Raw genomic sequence first — 16,812 nt, 5'->3', positions numbered from 1 at the left:
TGGCCCCAACAGGATATCGTTTTCAATACGCGGCGGGCGCTCTCAACTGGCGAGCCGCCTTCTGTATACCGACGAGGAAATCCGCGTCTGGCCGAAATGCTGGTGCGGCGGCGTCGGCTCGCTGGACAGGTCGAGCAGGGCCAGGGTGCCCTTTTCCAGGTCCAGGGTTCCCGACAGGGAGATGGCCCGCCGCTCGGAAGTCGCCACCGCCGTGAGCGTGACGGCTTGCCGGGAAAGGCCGTTGCCGACCGCGTGCAGGTCGGTGAAGCCTGAAACCTCCAGCTCGCTGGCGGCATGAAGGGTGCCCGACACGTAGCCGAGGCGATTATCGAGGGAGGCGCCCACTTCCAGCGCCAGGCTGGTGCCATCCGGCGCTTCCCAGACGCCCGCCAGCGGATTGTCCGGCGCTCCGGCGACCCTGACCGGCAGCGGTATCCGCTCTGCCCCGCCCAGCCGCCGGTAGGTCATCCTGTCGATGTAGGTGCCATCTTCCACCAGGCCGGGAAAGCGGTTGGGCGCAACCAGCGAATGAGACAGGACCAGCACCTCCACGCCATCCCGGACGCTGAGCTGCCCGCTCAGGCCGGAGCACCAATGCCAGCTCGGATTGGCGTTGGCGTCGTCCATGGAATGCCAGGAGATCGCCAGGGCCAGCGGCTGGCCGTACGACTCGGTCGCCCTTCTGCCGACCCGCACCCCGCGGACTTCATAGGTGCCCACCATGCTGGTCGATGACTGGTAGATCCCACTGAGCACGTGCCCTTTGCCCGACAGCATCATGATCGAGCCGTATTCGTTCTTCCAGATTCCCTCCGCGGACATCTTGGTCTCCTCGAGTCAGTCAAGCCTGGCAGAAAGAGGCGAGGCCGCTGGCTCGCGTCACTCGCCTCGAAGCCGCATCGAAGTACTTCGGCCTCGAGCGGTCTCCCAGACTAACGTCCCGTTCCCAGTCCGCAGATTCTTTTCAGAACGTTCCTATCAAGCCCCCAGGGTCCTGGCGATAGTCGCTCGGCAACTTGCCCGTCCATTTCTTGAACGCCCGCCGGAAGTTGGAGGGATCGCTGAAGCCGAGCAGGCTGGCGATCTCGAACAGCGGCAAGTGGGTGCTGGCGAGGTATTCCTGGGCCAGGCGCTTGCGCACGTCGTCGAGCACTTCCTGGTAGCTGGTGCCCAGTTGCGCCAGGTGGCGGCGCAGGCTGCGGCCACTGGTGTGCAGGGCACGGGCGGCGCTGTCGAGGTCGGGGAAATCGCCGGGGCGGGCCAGCAGCAGGCGGCGCACCCGCGTGAGCAGGCCGTCCTGCACGTCGAGGCTGGCCAGCAGCGCCTCGCATTGCTGCTCGCACATCTGCACCGTGGCCGGATTGGCCAGGGCCATCGGCCGGTCCAGGTAGGCGCGCGGCAGGCTCAGGCGGTAACAGGGCTGGTCGAAGGCCACCGGCACGCCGAACACTTCCTGGTAGCGCGCGGCGTAGGACGGCGGCGGGTAGGCGAAACCGACCTGCACGTCGCGCAGTTCCTCGCCGACCAGGAAACGCGCGATGGTGAACAGGCTGGTCATCAACCCCTCCGCGGCGAAACGCTCCAGGGAGCCGAGCGGAAGCGACTCGCTGGCGCGCAATTCGACCCGGTCTCCGTCCTCGACCATCTCCAGCTCGAAGGCCAGGCCGAGCACCCGGTAGTAGCGCAGGGCGAACTGGATGGCCTTGCCGAGGTTGGCGCTGGACAGCACCGCATAGCCGAGGATGCCATGGGTGGAGACGTTGAGCCGCTGGCCGAGCACCAGGCCCAGGGCCGGCTCGTCGCAGCGCAGCATCACCGCGCTGACCAGCAGGTTGAAATCGATGAACGACAGGCGCCCGTTGGGATTGCCCAGCGCCTCGGGGCGCAGGCGGGCGGCGGCGAGCAGCTCGCCACGCTCGATGCCCCATTCCCCGGCCAGGGCCAGCAAGGCCTCGACATAGGCCAGGGGGACCAGTTCGGCAGTGAAATTGAATGACTGTTTCATACCCTGCTACTGCATGTTGTCATGAAGGGCTGTGCTGGCCGGATACGACCCGGATATTGGCCGGATCTGCCTTGTCGACCCTGCCTGATGGGAGCATAGTCGGAACCAGCGTTCCAGATTATCGAGGGAGCTGGTATGCCCAGTACCACACCTAAAGGTTTGGAAATTCACCCGCGCCGCCCGGAATTCGGCCTGCCGCAACCGATGCCGCGTCACTGGCACGGCGGCGACGCCTTCAAGACCCATTTCTTCGACGCCATGTCGGTGCTGTTCCCCGATGGCGAGCGCTTCTTCATCGACTCGGTGCGGCTGTTCCGCGAGCGTATCGACGAACCGTTGCTCAAGGAGCAGATTCGCGGCTTCATCGGCCAGGAAGGGCATCACAGCCGCGAGCACGCGGAATACAGCGAGCGCCTGCGCGCACTCGGCTACGACGTCGACTACCTCGAACGCGGCCTGCAACGGCGCCTGGCGTTCGTCCGCAAGTACCTGTCGCCGGAACTGCAACTGGCCGCCACCACCTCGGTGGAACACCTCACCGCGATCATGGCCGATGCCGTGCTGAAGAACCCCCGCTGGCTGGACGGCGCCGACCCGGCGATGGCGCGCCTGTGGCGCTGGCACGCGCTGGAGGAAACCGAGCACAAGGCGGTGGCCTTCGACGTCTACCAGACGGTGTGCGGCAGCCCCTGGCTGCGCCGGCGGGCGATGCTGCAGAGCACCTTCTTCTTCACCAGGGACACCTTCAAGGGCCTGGTCCACATGCTCAAGCGCGACGGCCTGCTGTGGAACTGGCGAGTGTGGCGCGACGGCCTGCGCTGGATGTGGGGCAAGGACGGCATCTTCCGCGAACTGGTGAAGGTCTACCTGGACTTCTACCGCCGCGACTTCCACCCCTGGCAGCACGACAATCTCTACCTGGTCGAACGATATCGCCGCGAGTTCGACGCTCCGCACGAAGTGGCCTAGATTGCCTGCCTTGTGGCCGGGCGCCCCGGAGCGGGCCGGGCTGCCCGACGATATCCGCGAGACGAGCGACCACCCCCATGGCCGCAAATGACCCGCATATTGGCTGGTCATAACCTTTGCCGCCCGTCGCCCTCCGCCCATAGTGCAGCCATGGATCAACACGACTCAGGGAGTCCCCATGGCTAGCACCACCCCCGCAGGCCTGGTCATCCGTCCGCGCCACATGGACTTCGACCTGCCCAACCCGCTGCCGCGTCACTGGCACGGCGGCAATGCCTTCAAGACCCACCTGTTCGACGCCATGTCGGTGATGTTCCCCGACGGCGAGCGCTTCTTCATCGACTCGGTGCGGCTGTTCCGCGAGCAGATCGAAGACCCGGTGCTGAAAGAGCAGATCCGCGGCTTCATCGGCCAGGAAGGCCACCACAGCCGCGAACACCTGGAATACAGCGCACGCCTGCGCGACCTCGGCTACGACATCGGCCGCCTGGAGAAGCGTGCGCAGGTCCGCATCCGCTACACCCAGAAGAAGTTCTCCGCGAAGCGCCAACTGGCCGCCACCGCCGCCCTGGAGCACATCACCGCGATCATGGCCGACGGCCTGCTCAAGCACCCCGAATACCTGGGGGGCGCCCACCCCACCCTGCAACGCCTGTGGCGCTGGCACGCCCTGGAGGAAACCGAGCACAAGGCGGTGGCCTTCGACGTCTACCAGCAGGTCTGCGGCAGCCGCAAACTGCTGCGCCGGGCGATGGTGATGGGCACGTTCTTCTTCATGCTCGACACCCATCGCGGGCTTATCCACATGCTCAAGCGCGATGGCCTGCTGTGGAACTGGCGGGTGTGGCGCGACGGCCTGAGCTGGATGTGGGGCAAGGACGGCATCTTCCGTGGCCTGATCCGCCCCTACCTGGACTTCTTCAAGGACGACTTCCACCCCTGGCAGCACAACAATCTCGACCTGCTGCACCAGACCCGCCGCGAATTCGATCCCGAGCCGCTGGCGCAGGCTGTTTGAACACGGCCCAGCCCCACCCGCGATGTTATGCGGGTGGGGCTTTCTTGTTTTTCTCATGTTGTGTGTGGCCTGGATGTAGTCCGGGAGATCGGCGTAGAAGGTCGAGCGCAGCCCCTCACCCTAACCCTCTCCCGGAGGGAGAGGGGACTTGTCGGAGTGGCGGTCAAGTCATGGAGGGCCACGTAAACTCCCTCTCCCCTCGGGAGAGGGCTGGGGTGAGGGGCGGTGCTAGAGGGCCTGCTCCGTGCCAGACCTGAACGGCTTCCCGGATTGCATCCGGGCTACGCGCCCCCTTCCCACCAATCACCCCTGCAAGAAACGCAGCGCATCCGCCGCGCTCTGTTCCGGAATCTCTTCCATTGGGACATGTCCCACGCCGGGATAGACCTTGACCTGAATCCCCGGCACGTCGCGCTGCCAGAGCGGCACGTGCCGGGGCGTGATCCAGCGGTCGCGGTCGCCCCACATCAGGAAGGTCGGCACCTTGAGCTGGGCCACCCGTTGCGGTGTGGTGTGCAGTTCCTCGCGGTTGACCTTGAGCAGCAGGCGGAAGATTTCCATCGCCGCCTTGCGGTTGCCCGGGCGGCGGCTGATGTCGTAGTAGCGCTCCACCACGCCGGGCTTGATCCGTCCCGGCTCGCCGTAGACTTCCTTGATACCCTGGGCGATCAGCGCGCGCGGCATCCACAGCGGCATCGCCACGGTCGAGCCGGGCAGCGCGGCGGAGGCGATCATCCAGGGCACCTTCTTCATCTGGTAGCCGGCCGGGTCGATGAGGATCAGCTTCTCCACCCGCTGCGGCTGGGCCAGCGCGAAGTTCCAGGCGATGTAGCCGCCCAGCGAGTTGCCGGCGACCACCGCGCTGGCGACCCCGAGGTAGTCGAGCAGTTTCTCGAAGATCCCCACCATGCGCTCGGCGTCGTAGCGGCCGTCACGCGCCGGGCCGGTGAGGCCGAAACCGGGCACGTCGAAGCGGACGATCCGGTAGTGCGGGGCGAAGGCTTGTACCCAGCCGTCCCAGGTGTGCAGCGAGGCCATCACGCCATGGATCAGCACCAGCACCGGCTTGTCGCGGCTGCCTTCGTCGCGGTAGTGGACGTTGAAGCCGTCCAGCTCGATGAAACGCGAGCCGCTTTCCGGGTTCGCATAACGGGCCTTGAGGCGTTCGAGCGGCAGGGCGCCGAAGCCCAGGCGGGCGAAACCGGCGGCCAGTGGCGGGTTCAGGGAAAGGCTGGAAGCGGTCATGCATGCACCTCGGCAGTCGTTCTTGTCGGAATACCGCCTAGCAAAACACGCCGCACCCGCGTTGCCTCCCCAACCTAGGTTGAGCGCGGACCGAGGGAAGCGCAGACCAGCTCGCCGAGCACCCGTTTGGCGTGTTCGATCTCCTCGCGCGCGGCCTGGCGACCGAGCAGGTCGAGCGAGGCGGCCTCCATCGCCCAGATCAGCGTGCGCGGCACCAGCGGGTCGCGGTTCAGGCCGTGGGAGGCCAGGCGCTCGTCGAGCAATCGCACCATTTCCTGGTGGGCATGCTGGCGATGGACGGCGAGCGGCGAGTCGGCGCGCAGGGCCTCTTCCTGCATCAGGCGGATGATCGGACCGACCGCCAGGTGGTAGTCGAAGAAGCAGTCGACCATGCCGCGCAGCCAGGCGTCGACGCTAGCGGCGCCGTTCTCCTGCTCCCGGAAGCGCGCCAGCAGGAGCAGCACCGAGGTGCGGTAGATGCCTTCGAGCACGTCCATCTTGTTGGCGAAGTATTTGTAGAAGGTCCGCCGCGACACCCTCGCGGCGTCCAGCAGGTCGTTCACCGTGGCATCGGCCAACCCCTTGCGGACGAACACCGGGATCGCCGCCAACTGGATATTGGTGCGTTGCAGGTGGCCGACCAGCGGATCGGCATCGGCGCCCGGCTGGCGCAGCAGCACCTCGTGCCCGCCAAGTTCCTCGAATACCGCGCGCACCGCGCCCAGCTCGCTTCCCGTCTCCATCGCCGCTCCCAACCAAGGCCTGGGGTGACGGCTCACGGCAGGCCCGATACTCTTCCTGCCTGCCCTATTTGCCGTCGGAATCTTCTTCGCGATGACGCTATCACGCCGCCTGCTCTGGCCGCTGGCCATCCTTTTACTGGTTCTGTGGCGCCCGCTGGCGGCAGCCGAGCTGTTCTACCTCGGGCAGCGGATTCCCGATCCGGAAAAACCCTGGCGCAGCCACCAGTACCACCAGTTGCTGGAGGCGCTGAAAAAAGTCGACGAAAGCCAGGTCAACGCCCTGCCCCGCCGCAACGGCGAATTCACCGGGCCGATCTACCGGCGCATGGTCAGCGAGGAGAATTTCCGCCCGCAGTTGAACATCTATGCGCCGCTGGAACTGCGCCAGAACGAGGCGCGCGAGGTGCTGTTCCAGCTCAAGGAGCTGATGCGCCTGTACTTCGACTTCCGCGCCGCGCAGCAGCCCTACGGCGCCGAGGCGCTGGGCCTGATGACCTATTCGCTGCGCCAGCAGGTGGTGCTGTTCACCCTCACCACCGAGTTCTGGACGACCCTCTCGCAACAGGAGCAGAGCAACCCGGTGCGCCTCCAGGGCCTGCGGGAAACCAAGGCGGCGGCGGCCATGCTCACCTCCAGCGCGCTGGACTACCTGGGCCTGACCAGGCAGTTCGACCGCGAGGACCTGGAGCTGTACGGCGCAGAGCTCGGCAAGCAGTTGCCGGAGCTGTTCGTCCACCTGGATGCCGAGATCCGTCCGCAGTTGCTCGGCCGGGTCGGAGAACTGGCGGAGAAGCACCCCTACCCGCCCGTGCGCGCCAGCATGGGCGAACTGCTGCCGGTGCTGGCGGCGATCCAGGCCGACGTCGAACGTCAGCTAGCCCAGCCACAAGCGCCCGCCAAGCCGGCCAGCAAGCTCGACCTCAGCGTGCCCAGCGAACCGTAGGAGCGCGCCACGCGCGCGATTCGCGGCCATGGGCCGCTCCTACGGGAACGGCGCGTGCAAGGCCGAGGGGCATCGCATCGCTGAACCCATTCCCGCCACGCCCAACCGTAGGAGCGCGCCATGCGCGCGATCGCGGCCATGGGCCGCTCCTACGGGAACGGCGCGTGCAAGGCGAGGGGCATCACATCGCTGAACCCATTCCCGCCACGCCCAACCGTAGGAGCACGCCATGCGTGCGATTCGCGGCCATGGGCCGCTCCTACGGGAACGGCGCGTGCAAGGCGAGAGGCATCGCATCGCTGAACCCATTCCCGCCACGCCCAACCGTAGGAGCGCGCCATGCGCGCGATCGCGGCCATGGGCCGCTCCTGCGGGTGGATGCTCAGCTCAACAACCCCAGCGCCTTGGCCCGCGCCACCGCCTGGGTGCGGCGCTCGACGCCGAGCTTGCTGTTGATGTGGCGGGCGTGGGTCTTCACCGTGTGCAGGGAGATGAACAGTTGATCACTGATCTCCTGGTTCGAACACCCCTGGGCAATCAGCTTGAGCACCGCCAGCTCACGCACGCTGAGCGCCTCGGTGGAGCCGACGAGGGACTCGCCCGTACCCTCCTCGCCGGCTGGCAGCAGCGTCCGCAGCGCCTCGCCCACCAGGCAGGCCGGGGCGGCGCGTAACTGCTCGCGCAGCCACTGCGGCTGCTCCCGGATCAGGTCGTGGAACGGCAGCAAGGCACCACCGACCGCCGCCTCCAGGCAATTCAGCAACTGCTGGCGCGCCTCGCGCTCATGGCCCAGGCGCAGCCATTGCAGGATCAACTGGACCTGGGCGGCGATGCCGATGGCCTGCCCGCCGCAGCCTTGCGCACGCAGGCTGAGCGCCCGTAGCCGGCGCTCGGCCTGCGGCCACTGGTTCTGGAGGCGTTCCAGGGAGGCGAGCTGCAATTCGACGTACAGTGGCAGTTGCGGGTGGAACTCCGGCGCGGTGGCGGCCTCGGGGCCGCTGTAGGTTTCCGCCAGCCGGGTCAGCCACAGCCCCGCCTGTTCCAGTTGCCCCTGGGCCAGCCAGAGCTCGCACTTGGCCAGGGTCAGCATGGCCAGGTAGTAGATCGGCGGCACGTCCCAGATATGCATGAGCCGCTCGGCCTCGGCCAGGTGGGCGAAGGCTTCGGCGTAGCGCCCCTCGCGGCCGTCCAGGCTGGCCAGCAGATAGTAGCCGAGCAGCAGGCTGAGGTCGCGGCAGGCACAGGCTTCGGCGATCCCCGTCCGCAGGCGCTCGCGCGCCGCCCCCGGTTGCAGGCGCAGGACCAGCAGGAGCCCTTCGTACAAGGTCAGCCGCGCACGCACCGCGTACAGCCGTTGCGCCGGCAAGCCGCGCAAGCGATCCAGACCCTGGCGCACTTCATCGAAGGCGCGCAGCACCTCGCCGCGCGCTTGCAGTACGCGCGCCCGGTCGTAGTGGGCCAGTGCCTCGAACAACGGATTGTCGACCCGCCGGGCCAACTCCAGCGACTCGCGGTTGAGCCCGCGCGCGCGCCACAGGTCGCCGTTCGCCACCGCCAGGTTGGCCAGGGTCGACAGGCACATCTGCCGCTGGCCGGTACGCTCGCGCGGCAGGCTGGCCAATGCCTCGCCGCAATACGCCTCGGCCCTCGCACTGTCGCCACGCCCCCGGGCGATCACACCGCTCAATGCCAGCCACTGGGACAGCATCGAGCGCTGCGCACGCGCCGAAGGCGCGGGCAGGAAGTTCGCCAACTGGCTGGCCAGCTCTTCCGCGGCATCCAGTTGGCAGGCCAGGGCCAGCGCCCAGGCGTACAGCACGATCAGTCGTGGCGAACTGCTCAGCAGGCTGTCCGGCAGGTCCATCTTCCAGCGCAGCAGCATGGCGACGTTCTGCTCGCCGAGCAGTTGCAGTTCGGAAAGGTTCTGCACCAGGCTCGCCGCGACGTCCGGCTGGCCTGCGCGCAGGGCCAGGCCGATGGCTTCGTCGAGTTGGCCCTGCGCGCTGAACCAGCGACAGGCGCGCAGGTACGAGCGGGCCAGCGGCTGGCTCAGGTTGTCCGGCTGGCGCGCGCGCAGCAGGTCGGAGAACAGGTGGTGATAACGGAACCAGCGCCCCTGCTCGTCGAGCGGCACCAGGAACACCTGGTGGGCCTGCAGGTAGTCGAGGATCGCTGCGCTGTCGTGGCTGTCGCGCACGGCGTCGCACAGCTCGGCGCAGAAGCGGTCGAGGCAGGCCGTCTCGTAAAGGAAGGCCTGCACCTCGCGGCCCTGCCGCTCGATCACTTCCTCGAGCAGGTAGTCGCGGATCAGGCCGTCGGCGCCGTGCAGCGAAGGCAGCTTGCCATCCGGCTCGTCGGCGGCGGCCAGCAGCCACAGGCGCAGGCCGGCCACCCAGCCTTCGCTGCGTTGCAGCAGGGCCTGCACATCGGCGCATTCCAGGTCGGTGCCCTGGCCGGCGAGCAGGCTGGTGGACTCCTCGGCGGTCAGGCGCAGGTCCTGCTCCTGCAACTCAAGCAACTGTTGCGACAGGCGCAGGCGCGCCAGGTGCCAGTCCGGCCGCTGGCGGCTGGTGACCAGCAGCACCAGCCCGGGCGGCAGATGGTTGAGGAAGAATTGCAGGCAGCGATCGAGCACCGCGCCCTGCGCCAGGTGATAGTCATCCAGCACCAGCAGCAGCGGCCGGGCCGGATCGAGGCATTCGGAGAGTTCGTCGAGCAGGCTGTCCAGCCATTCCTCGAAGGCGAACGGCTGGTGGCGCTGGCGCATGCGCAGCAGGCCCAGGGCTTCATCGCCAAGCGCCGGGAAGTACTGGCGCAAGCCGGCCAGCAGGCGTTCGAGGAAGCGGCCGGGATCGCTGTCGCGCTGGCTCAGGCCGAGCCACAGGCTGCGCCAGTGTGCCGGCAGCCCCTGGCAGAACTCGCTGGCCAGGGAACTCTTGCCGAACCCCGCCGGCGCGCAGACCAGCAGCAGGCGTCCATCCAGCCCGCCCAGCAACCGCTCGCACAACCGGGGACGCGGCACATATCCCGCCGGCAGCGGCGGCCGGAAGAATCTGCCATCGCTGACCGTCACCGTCGAGTCGGCGAGGCTGGTAGTGCGGGATAGGTCACTCATCACCGGGAATCTAGCTGAACCTTGGCAGCCATCTGGACGTTCGCAGCCTAGTCGCTTGGCGGCGGCATTTGAAGTCCTCGTTACCGCTGGCAATAAAAATGGCTTCCTGGGCCACGCCACCGGGACAGGCATAAAAAAACCGGCCCGAAGGCCGGTTCAATATGGAGTAGATGTCGCTTAGCGAACGCCGGACTGGCGCAGGGCCGCCGGGGTGTAGTCGCTTTCCGAAGCGCTGTAGTTGAAGTCGTAGGCCTGTTTCTCCTCGTTCTTCATACCCAGTGCCAGGTAGCGGCCGGACAGTACGTCGTACAGGGTTTCCAGGGTGTACCAGGGCACCTGCTTGTCGTAGTAGTACTGCGAGTGGGCCTCGGCGACCCGCCACAGGGTGCCGCGACCGTCGTAATGGTCGATCTCGGCGGCTTGCCAGGTGTCCTCGTCGATGAAGAAGTCACGCTTGGCGTAGATGTGCCGCTCGCCCTGCTTCAGGGTCGCGGTCACGTGCCAGACGCGGTGCAGCTCGTAACGGGCCAGGTCCTGGTTGATGTGGCCGGCCTTGATGATGTCGCTGTACTTGAGCTTCGGATCGTCCAGGCGGTAGCTGTTGTAGGGGATGTACAGTTCCTGCTTGCCGACCAGTTTCCAGTCGTAGCGGTCCGGCGCGCCGTTGTACATGTCGAAGTTGTCGGAGGTACGCAGGCCGTCGGCGGCGGTACCCGGACCGTCGTAGGACACCTGCGGGGCGCGGCGCACACGACGCTGGCCGGCATTGTACAGCCAGGCGAGGCGCGGCTCCTTGACCTGGTCGAGGGTCTCGTGCACCAGCAGCACGTTACCGGCCAGGCGCGCCGGCGCGGTCACCCGCTGCTTGAAGTAGAACAGCACGTTGCTCGGCTTGCTCCCGTCGTAGTCCTTCAGGCTGGTGCGGAAGGTGAACTCGTCCTGGAAGTAGACCAGCGAGTAGGAGCCGTTCGGCTGCGGGGTGGCCTGGGTGACCAGGCGACGCACGCTGCCGCCACGGTAGCGGGTGATGTGGTTCCAGATCGCCTCCAGGCCATTCTGCGGGATCGGGAACGGGTTGGCGGTGCGGAAGTTCTCCAGACCGTTACCGCCCTGCACCAGCTTGGTGTTGGTGGCGTTGTACTTGGTGTCCTCGAGCACCTTGGCCGGGAGGCTGGCGGTACGGTGCGTGGTGTACACCGGCATCTTGTAGGTTTCCGGGTAGCGCTTGAACAGCGCCTGCTGGCCGGGGGTCAGCTTGTCCTTGTACTGGTCGGCGTTCTGCGCGGTGATGGTGAACAGCGGCTTTTCGTTGGCGAACGGATCGGCCAGGAAGCCCTTGGCATCGACGGCGCCGGCGTTCTGCGGCAGGCCGCCGGTCCACTCGGGAATGGAACCGTCGGCGTTGCCGGCCTTTTCCGCGCCGACCGGGGTCAGGCTGGTTCCCAGTTTGGCCGCCTCGTCGGCGGATACCGCCGCCATGACGCTGGCGGACAGCATGGACAGTGCCAGGGCACCGCTTTGCAGCAGACTCTTGGTTGCTTTCATCTTCATTCTTGTCCTTGTTCCAGTCCGCTTAGAAGTTCACGCCGAAGCTGAGGGCGACGAAGTCGCGGTCCTCGACCGTGGAGTACTTGCCGTCGAAGAAGTTGGTGTACGACAGGCTGGCGGTGTAGGTGTTCTGGTATTCGGCATCCAGACCGAGGCTGACCGCCTTGCGACCTTCCTCGAAGTTGGCGCCGGGGCCGGGCGAGTAGCCGTCGACGTCATGGGACCAGGCGACGTTCGGCTTGAGGTTCACGCCGGCGAACACGTCCGGGTAATCCCAGATGGCGCGAACGCGGTAGCCCCAGGAGTCGGCCGTGGTGAAGCCGTCGTTCTCGCAGTAGCGGCTGACATTGTTCAGAGGACCGCCGCCCCCGGTCAGCGTGCCTTCGTTCAGCGCCTCGCAGCGGCCGGCCGTCGGCAGTTGGCCCGGGCCGAAGATCGGGTCGCGGCCATAACGGGCCTTGTTGGAGCTTTCCAGGCCGCCGACGTGGGTCCAGCCGACCTCGCCCACCAGGGTCAGACGGGAAGCCCCCATCACCTGGTCGAAGAAGTGGGTGAAGGTGGTCTGCAACTGGGTGATTTCCTTGCGGCGGTAACCGTGGGTATCGGTGCCCGGCGTCGCCTGGATCGGCGATACGGAGGGGTCCAGAGGGGTCAGGCCGCCGAACAGGATGTCGGTGGTGTTGAGCTGCACCGGCGCGTTGGGCCGGTAGCTGATCTCGCCGCTCCACGCGGTGCCGGTGGGCAGCGTGGTGGAGAAGCTCAGGCCGTACAGCTTGATGTCTTCCGGGTACTCGATGAAGTAGTTGGAGTTACCCGCCACCAGCAGCGGCGCGAGGGCGGCGAAGGCCGGCGGCAGGCTGCCGGCCAGGTCGAAGACGCTCTGGGAAGCCGCGGAGCCGCTGAAGATCGGGAAGCGGCTGTGGTAGTTCATGTAGTAGGCGCCGAACTCGGTGTCCAGCGGTTCGAACAGGTAGCGGAAGGCCAGGCCCCACTGGCCGCTGTCGCGGGCATCGCGGTCAGGGCCACGACGCACCAGGATGCCTTCCTCGTCGACCTCGACACCAAGCCCGGCCGCCAGCTCCGGTACCCCCGGCGGCAGGCTCGAACGGCTACGCAGCACCCGCAGGTTGTCGGTACAGCCATCGGCCACCACATCCGGCTGGGAGAAGAAGGTGCCGCAGTTGTCGATGACCGTCTGGTCCCACTCGATCTGGTAGAAGGCCTCGGCGGACAGGTTCTCGGTCAGGCTCTGCGACAGGTAGAACATGTTGACCGGGATCAGGCCTTCCTTGATCTCCGCGCCAGGGCGACGGAAGGCGGCCACGTCCACCGGGTTGATGGCGTTGATGCCGTTCTGGATGAAGGTACTTTCACCCCAGCTCACCACCTGCTTGCCGAGGCGCACGGAGCCCGGCTGATCGGCGAGGGCGTAGTTGTAGTAGACGAAGGCGTCGAGCAGCTCGGCGCCGGAGGACTGGGCCCCTTCCTTGCGGTTGTGGTCGCTGATGTCCTTGAACGGACGGCTCTCGTCCTTCAGCTCGAAGTCGTACCAGTACTTGCCACGGGTGAAGAGACCGAAATCGCCATAGCGCAGTTCGAGGTCGTGGATGCCCTTGAAGATCTTCGAGAAGGTCTCGCCGCGCTTGAAGTTGAGGCGGCTGTCGTCGGAGGTCTGCGACAGGCCGCGACCGCCGTTGTTCACGCCGATCAGGTTCTTGTCGGCCTTGGCGGTGGACCAACTTGCACCGACCGACAGCGCGGAGTCGAACTGCCCTTCGATCTCGCCGATGTTGAAGTTGATGGCGAAGGCCGGGGAAGCGAGTGTGGAAGCCAGGCTGACGGCCAATGGCAGTTTCGCCAGGCGCCAGAGCGATCTTGTTGTTGTCATCGACGCTACTCCATGTGTTTTTTTGTTATGGATGACGGGGACTATAGCCAGGGGTTACTACCGCTTGATCAGCCGAAAGTGTGATTTGCACAGCGAACCACTCTAACGCGCGGGTTTGAGCCCCCAGCCTGGGATTAACCCTAGACCAGTCTCGTCCGAAAGGAGCAACAAATGCGCCAAGCGCTTGCTTGGTAGGCAGGCTGCCGGGGTCATCCGGCAGCCCGAAAGGCTTATAGCGTGGAGAGGAAAGCGCTGCCGCTGGCCTGCCATTGGGCGATATCGGCGCGGATGCGTTTCTTGTCGAGCTTGCCGACACTGGTCTTGGGAATTTCAGTAACAACGGCGATCTGGCTGGGAATCGCCCACTTGTTGATGAGTCCCTGCTCGACGAAGGGCTTGAGGTGTTCCTTCAGCGCCTTGGCGTCCAGGCCGCCCTCTTCGCGCAGCACCAGCAGCGCGAACGGACGCTCGCCCCACTGCGGATCGGGAACGCCGACCACCGCGACTTCGCGCACCGCCGCGTGACGGCTGATCAGGTCCTCCAGCTCCAGCGAGGACAACCACTCGCCACCGGTCTTGATCACGTCCTTGATGCGGTCGCGGATATCGATGAAGCCCATGCTGTCGAGGGTCGCCACGTCGCCGGTGTGCATCCAGCCGCCCTGCCACAGCTCCGCGCCCTTCTCCGGCTCGCGGAAGTAGCCCTGGGTCAACCACGGGGCGCGCAGCACCAGTTCGCCCTGGGACTCGCCGTCGGCCGGCAGGAAGTTGCCGTGGTCGTCCATGATAGCCGTCTCCACCAGCGGCACCGGGATGCCGGCCTTGATCCGGTAGGTGGTGCGCTCATCCTCGCTGCCGGCGCGCAGTTGCTCGTTGAGGTAGGCGGCGGAGATCAGCGGGCAGGTCTCGGACATGCCGTAGGCGGCGGTGAGCTGGATGCCGCGCGACTTGGCCAGTTCGTACAGCGAGCGGTTCAGCGCGCTGCCGCCGATGATCATCTTCAGGCCGCCGAAATCGTGGCCCTGCGCGTTGGGCGCGTTGAGCACCATTTGCAGGATGGTCGGCACGCAGTGGGAGAAGGTCACCTTCTCCTCGCGGATCAGCCGGCACAGCATGTCCGGCTCGTAGCGCCCCGGGTAGACCTGCTTGATGCCGAGCATGGTGGCCACGTAGGGCACGCCCCAGGCATGCACGTGGAACATCGGCGTGATCGGCATGTAGACGTCGTCGTTGCCCATCAGACGGATGCTGTCCAGGCTGCCCATGGTCGAGGCCATCGCCAGGGTGTGCAGCACCAGTTGCCGGTGGCTGAAGTACACGCCCTTGGGATTGCCGGTGGTGCCGGTGGTGTAGAAGGTGGTCGCCACCGAGTTCTCGTCGAAATCGGGGAAGTCGTAGCTCGGGCTCGCGGCCGCCAGCAGGCTCTCGTATTCACCGACCAGATTCGGCAGATCGGCGCTTTTCGCCTCCGTATCGCTGATCAGCAGTGTCTTTTCCACGGTGGTCAGTTGTCCGGCGACGCTCTGGTAGAGCGGCACGAACTCCTGGTTGACCAGCACGAAGCGGTCTTCCGCGTGGTTCATGGTGTAGAGGATCTGGTCCGGCGAGAGGCGGATGTTGATGGTGTGCAGCACCGCGCCGATCATCGGGATGGCGAACATGCATTCGAGGTAGCGGTGGCTGTCCCAGTCCATCACCGCGACAGTGTCGCCGGCCTTGACCCCGGCCTCCGTGAGCACGTTGGCCAGGCGCGCGACCCGCTCGGTGAAGGTGGCGTAGCTGTGGCGCACCCGGTCGCGATAGACGATTTCGCGGGTCTTTTCGTAGCGGGCGCCGGAGAGCAGCAGGCGCTTGATCAGCAGCGGATAGCTGTAGGCGTTGTCGGCTGGAGCGATGAGACGGGTCTGGAGCATGTGCACACCTGGGACGGATTGTTGTTGATTGTCGGACAGACTCTAGGTCGCCTGGCCCATCAAGGCATCAGCCCTAAGAATGATTTGCCGGCGTGACTCTTCAGCCGTTTCCGGTCACGGAGTAACATTCGCCCCACCAGGCCGTTCGCGGCCCTCCACCGAAGAGGAAGTTTGTGATGTCCGAGATCGTCATTGTCAGCGGCGCCCGTACCCCCATGGGCGGTTTCCAGGGCAGCCTGTCCGGTGTCGGCGCCGTCGACCTGGGCGCCATCGCCATCCGGGAAGCGGTCAGCCGCGCCGGCATCGCCGCCGAGGACGTACAGGAAGTGATCATGGGCTGCGTGCTGCCGGCCGGCCTCAAGCAGGGCCCGGCCCGCCAGGCGGCGCTGAACGCCGGCCTGCCCGCCGCCACCGGCTGCACCACCATCAACAAGCTGTGCGGCTCCGGCATGAAGGCCGTGATGCTCGCCCACGACCTGCTCAAGGCCGGCACCAACCAGGTGATGGTCGCCGGCGGCATGGAGAGCATGTCCAACGCCCCCTATGTGCTGGAGAAAGCCCGCGCCGGCCTGCGCATGGGCCACGCCGAGATCAAGGACCACATGTTCCTCGATGGCCTGGAAGACGCCCGTACCGGCCGCCTGATGGGCTCCTTCGCCCAGGAAACCGCCGACAAGTACGGCATCGGCCGCGAGGAGATGGACGCCTACGCCATCGAATCGCTGAAGCGCGCCCAGGTGGCGATCCAGAGCGGTGCGCTGGCCGCCGAGATCGTGCCGGTCACCGTCACCAGCCGCAAGGGCGAGGTGGTGGTCAAGGACGACGAGCAGCCACTGACCGCCAACCTGGACAAGATCCCAGGCCTCAAGCCTGCATTCCGCAAGGACGGCACCATCACCGCCGCCAACGCCAGCTCGATCTCCGACGGCGCCAGCGCCCTGGTGCTGATGACCGCCGAGGAAGCCGCCCGTCGCGGCCTCAAGCCGCTGGCCAGGATCGTTGGCCACGCCACCCAGAGCCAGGACCCGAGCGAATTCACCCTGGCCCCGATCGGCGCCATGACCAACCTGTTCAAGAAGACCGGCTGGAGCAAGGACGACGTCGACCTGTTCGAGATCAACGAAGCCTTCGCCATGGTCACCATGCTGGCGATGCGCGAACACGGCCTGGACCACGCCAAGGTCAACGTCTACGGCGGCGCCTGCGCCCAGGGCCACCCGGTGGGCTCGACCGGCTCGCGGATCATCGTCACCCTGATCAACGCCCTGAAGAACACCGGCGGCAAGCGCGGCGTGGCCTCCTTGTGCATCGGTGGCGGCGAAGCGACGGCGGTGGCGGTCGAGCTGCTGTAAGCGGGCGGGGTAGAAGGGCCGTCTATCGGGAGGGTAAAACTCCCCTCTCCCTTTGGAGCGGGGCGCGTAGCCA

General features: G+C 66.4%; 12 protein-coding genes. 4 read left to right on the top strand and 8 right to left on the bottom strand.

Features of this window, described 5'->3' with window-relative positions; genetic code table 11:
* Window positions 1-42: 42 nt before the first annotated feature.
* Entirely contained in the window at window positions 43-822 is a 780-nt protein-coding gene (locus PSEWESI4_RS14830) for an avidin/streptavidin family protein (RefSeq protein WP_187671984.1), read from the bottom strand.
* A gap of 142 nt (window positions 823-964) precedes the next feature.
* A complete protein-coding gene (locus tag PSEWESI4_RS14825) occupies window positions 965-2,005 on the bottom strand; it encodes an AraC family transcriptional regulator (protein ID WP_187671983.1) in 1,041 nt (346 codons plus the stop codon).
* A 135-nt stretch (window positions 2,006-2,140) separates the two neighbouring features.
* Here PSEWESI4_RS14825 and PSEWESI4_RS14820 point away from each other — a divergent pair, with 135 nt between their 5' ends.
* On the top strand, window positions 2,141-2,974 hold the full coding sequence (locus PSEWESI4_RS14820; protein ID WP_187671982.1) for a metal-dependent hydrolase: 834 nt from the start codon (window positions 2,141-2,143) through the stop codon (window positions 2,972-2,974).
* Window positions 2,975-3,152: 178 nt separating this feature from the next.
* Window positions 3,153-3,992, top strand: coding sequence for a metal-dependent hydrolase (locus tag PSEWESI4_RS14815; protein WP_187671981.1), 840 nt, complete (start codon window positions 3,153-3,155; stop codon window positions 3,990-3,992).
* 303 nt (window positions 3,993-4,295) lie between these two features.
* Here PSEWESI4_RS14815 and PSEWESI4_RS14810 read toward each other — a convergent pair whose 3' ends face one another.
* Together PSEWESI4_RS14810 and PSEWESI4_RS14805 are read right to left on the bottom strand one after the other, a co-directional pair.
* Window positions 4,296-5,237, bottom strand: a complete 942-nt coding sequence (locus PSEWESI4_RS14810; RefSeq protein WP_187671980.1) for an alpha/beta fold hydrolase — start codon at window positions 5,235-5,237, stop codon at window positions 4,296-4,298.
* Window positions 5,238-5,311: 74 nt separating this feature from the next.
* A complete protein-coding gene (locus tag PSEWESI4_RS14805) occupies window positions 5,312-5,980 on the bottom strand; it encodes a TetR/AcrR family transcriptional regulator (RefSeq protein WP_187671979.1) in 669 nt (222 codons plus the stop codon).
* Between the two features lie 91 nt (window positions 5,981-6,071).
* Between PSEWESI4_RS14805 and PSEWESI4_RS14800 the strand changes: the two genes are divergently transcribed.
* Window positions 6,072-6,923 (top strand): hypothetical protein, encoded by an 852-nt coding sequence (locus tag PSEWESI4_RS14800; protein ID WP_187671978.1) that lies wholly within the window; start codon window positions 6,072-6,074, stop codon window positions 6,921-6,923.
* A gap of 382 nt (window positions 6,924-7,305) precedes the next feature.
* Here the strand turns inward: PSEWESI4_RS14800 and PSEWESI4_RS14795 are convergent, their stop codons facing one another.
* The 4 genes from PSEWESI4_RS14795 to PSEWESI4_RS14780 all read right to left on the bottom strand — a co-directional run bounded on the left by PSEWESI4_RS14795 (window position 7,306) and on the right by PSEWESI4_RS14780 (window position 15,387).
* On the bottom strand, window positions 7,306-10,038 hold the full coding sequence (locus tag PSEWESI4_RS14795; protein WP_187671977.1) for a LuxR C-terminal-related transcriptional regulator: 2,733 nt from the start codon (window positions 10,036-10,038) through the stop codon (window positions 7,306-7,308).
* 177 nt (window positions 10,039-10,215) lie between these two features.
* Window positions 10,216-11,583, bottom strand: coding sequence for a DUF1329 domain-containing protein (locus PSEWESI4_RS14790; protein WP_187671997.1), 1,368 nt, complete (start codon window positions 11,581-11,583; stop codon window positions 10,216-10,218).
* Window positions 11,584-11,611: 28 nt separating this feature from the next.
* The gene (locus tag PSEWESI4_RS14785; protein WP_187671976.1) at window positions 11,612-13,474 is read right to left on the bottom strand and encodes a DUF1302 domain-containing protein; all 1,863 of its coding nucleotides are present in this window, start codon (window positions 13,472-13,474) and stop codon (window positions 11,612-11,614) included.
* Between the two features lie 230 nt (window positions 13,475-13,704).
* The gene (locus tag PSEWESI4_RS14780) at window positions 13,705-15,387 is read right to left on the bottom strand and encodes a fatty acid--CoA ligase (RefSeq protein ID WP_187671975.1); all 1,683 of its coding nucleotides are present in this window, start codon (window positions 15,385-15,387) and stop codon (window positions 13,705-13,707) included.
* 176 nt (window positions 15,388-15,563) lie between these two features.
* On the opposite strand from PSEWESI4_RS14780, the gene PSEWESI4_RS14775 reads away from it, so the two are divergent.
* A complete protein-coding gene (locus PSEWESI4_RS14775; protein ID WP_187671974.1) occupies window positions 15,564-16,739 on the top strand; it encodes a thiolase family protein in 1,176 nt (391 codons plus the stop codon).
* Window positions 16,740-16,812 lie beyond the last annotated feature (73 nt).

It is taken from the genome of Zestomonas carbonaria, from assembly GCF_904061905.1.
Classification (GTDB): Bacteria; Pseudomonadota; Gammaproteobacteria; order Pseudomonadales; family Pseudomonadaceae; genus Aquipseudomonas; species Aquipseudomonas carbonaria.
This window is presented reverse-complemented; position numbering and strand designations above follow the sequence as displayed.

What these genes read in the sequence shown, in the direction of transcription:
- PSEWESI4_RS14830 (WP_187671984.1), bottom strand. Translation starts at nt 822, where the DNA reads ATGTCCGCGGAGGGAATCTGGAAGAACGAATACGGCTCGATCATGATG.
- PSEWESI4_RS14825 (WP_187671983.1), bottom strand. Translation starts at nt 2,005, where the DNA reads ATGAAACAGTCATTCAATTTCACTGCCGAACTGGTCCCCCTGGCCTAT.
- PSEWESI4_RS14820 (WP_187671982.1), top strand. Translation starts at nt 2,141, where the DNA reads ATGCCCAGTACCACACCTAAAGGTTTGGAAATTCACCCGCGCCGCCCG.
- PSEWESI4_RS14815 (WP_187671981.1), top strand. Translation starts at nt 3,153, where the DNA reads ATGGCTAGCACCACCCCCGCAGGCCTGGTCATCCGTCCGCGCCACATG.
- PSEWESI4_RS14810 (WP_187671980.1), bottom strand. Translation starts at nt 5,237, where the DNA reads ATGACCGCTTCCAGCCTTTCCCTGAACCCGCCACTGGCCGCCGGTTTC.
- PSEWESI4_RS14805 (WP_187671979.1), bottom strand. Translation starts at nt 5,980, where the DNA reads ATGGAGACGGGAAGCGAGCTGGGCGCGGTGCGCGCGGTATTCGAGGAA.
- PSEWESI4_RS14800 (WP_187671978.1), top strand. Translation starts at nt 6,072, where the DNA reads ATGACGCTATCACGCCGCCTGCTCTGGCCGCTGGCCATCCTTTTACTG.
- PSEWESI4_RS14795 (WP_187671977.1), bottom strand. Translation starts at nt 10,038, where the DNA reads ATGAGTGACCTATCCCGCACTACCAGCCTCGCCGACTCGACGGTGACG.
- PSEWESI4_RS14790 (WP_187671997.1), bottom strand. Translation starts at nt 11,583, where the DNA reads ATGAAAGCAACCAAGAGTCTGCTGCAAAGCGGTGCCCTGGCACTGTCC.
- PSEWESI4_RS14785 (WP_187671976.1), bottom strand. Translation starts at nt 13,474, where the DNA reads ATGACAACAACAAGATCGCTCTGGCGCCTGGCGAAACTGCCATTGGCC.
- PSEWESI4_RS14780 (WP_187671975.1), bottom strand. Translation starts at nt 15,387, where the DNA reads ATGCTCCAGACCCGTCTCATCGCTCCAGCCGACAACGCCTACAGCTAT.
- PSEWESI4_RS14775 (WP_187671974.1), top strand. Translation starts at nt 15,564, where the DNA reads ATGTCCGAGATCGTCATTGTCAGCGGCGCCCGTACCCCCATGGGCGGT.